Raw genomic sequence first — 1,798 nt, 5'->3', positions numbered from 1 at the left:
ATGGGTAGCCAATTGATTAAGTAAGCTGATCTCAAGCGGTTGCCAGTACCTCGCTCCACTACACTGATGAACAATTAGTAGTCCCCACAGTTCTTGCTTCTGAAGAATGGGAACCACCAATTTTGACTTCACCGCAAACTGCTGCAGAAATTCCACCATACAAGGTGACACCTTACTATTCTCCACATCGGGAATACTCCGCACTTGTCCTTGGCAATACAACTGTCGGCAATTTTGGGGAAAAACTTCCTCCGGGAATATTTGCCCCAGAACGGCTGGATAACTAGAACTTACTGATTCTTCAACCCCGCTTCCAGTACCATCTGGCCAAAGGCGATAGATTAAGACACGATCGGACTGAAGAAGTTGTCGCACTTCTGTGACAATAATTTTAAGAATTTCCTCTAGGTCTACAGACTGGCTAATCCGCTGCGTAATCTCTACCACCAATCTTTCTCCCTCAGTCTGCTGCCGCAGTAACTCCTCGGTCTGCTTGTGCTGGATGCACTGGGCAATCTTATCGGCTATGGGTGTTAACTGAGCAAGAAGACTTTTTTCAAGGGGTTTGTGGGCAAACATTGCCATTACCCCGACTACCGAGTTTTCTACAATTAGCGGGTAGCCAGACATTGCAACCATCCCTTCTCGTTTAGCCCATTCCTGAGCAATGTTGTCGGAGTCATCCAGAATTACAGGAGTCAGGAGTGGCTGACAACTTTGGGCAATCCGACCAATCTGAGACTTGCCCACAGGAATACGGTGATACAGAACGTCAAGATGAGTAAATATTCCGGAGCTAGCTTTTAACTCTAGAACGTTTTCCACTTCGTTGAGCATCCAGATCCGGGTGTTTATGACATCAAGGTCTCGACCAAGATTTTCAGTGCATTCCTGAAGAAGCACGGGTAGTTTGTCGTTCTTGCCAAGAACAATGCTGATATTTGCAGCTAATTGTCTTAAAGGCATTTGCTTGATAATGAATTGTGTGGCTGTTTCAGCACTTAAGGGTTGGCTAAAAAGGTAGCCCTGCATGAAATCACATTTAGCTGAACGCAAAAATGACAATTGCTCTAATGTTTCTACTCCCTCAGCAATCACCTTTAAATTCAGCCCGTGTCCGAGAGTAACAACTGATGTGATAATTGCCGCGTTACTTGGATTTATTGTTAGGTTACGAATAAAAGATTGATCGATTTTTAAGGTGTGCAATGGGAAGCACATTAGAGAACTGAGTGAAGAATAGCCAGTACCAAAATCATCCATGGAGATGTGGATTCCCATGACCTGTAGTTCCCGCAGGACTGAGACGGTAAAGTCTACATCCTGCATGACAAGACTCTCGGTGATTTCTAGTTCCAGGTACTCAGGTTCAAGCCCTGTTTCTTTCAGAACTTGAGCAATGGTCTTGATTAAATTTTGTTGGAACTGACGAGCTGAAAGATTGACAGCGATGCGTAGCGGTGGCAATCCAGCCAACTGCCAGGCTCGATTTTGGGCACAAGCACTTCGCAGCACCCATTCCCCAATTGGGACAATCAAGCCAGTATCCTCTGCTAGAGAAATAAATTGATTAGGCGGGATCAATCCTAGATCGGGATGCTGCCAACGGACTAGAGCCTCCATGCCCACAATTTGACCAGTATCTAAGTCCAGTTGCGGTTGGTAGTGCAACAAAAGTTCTTCCCGCTCAAGCGCTTTATGGAGATTATTTTCTAACACCAGTTGCTCAAGCGCTTCGGGATTCATAGTCGGTGTATAGAACTGGTAATTGTTTTTGCCCTGTTGCTTGGCACTATAC

At 45.4% G+C, this 1,798-nt stretch carries 1 protein-coding gene; it reads right to left on the bottom strand.

Going from position 1 to position 1,798, the window contains the following annotated elements; translation table 11 throughout:
- The coding region (locus tag AC2VE5_RS26770; RefSeq protein ID WP_486890577.1) for an EAL domain-containing protein at positions 1–1,798 on the bottom strand (1,798 nt) is incomplete at both ends.

It is taken from the genome of Aliterella sp. E5.1 (assembly GCF_057473825.1).
This window is presented reverse-complemented; position numbering and strand designations above follow the sequence as displayed.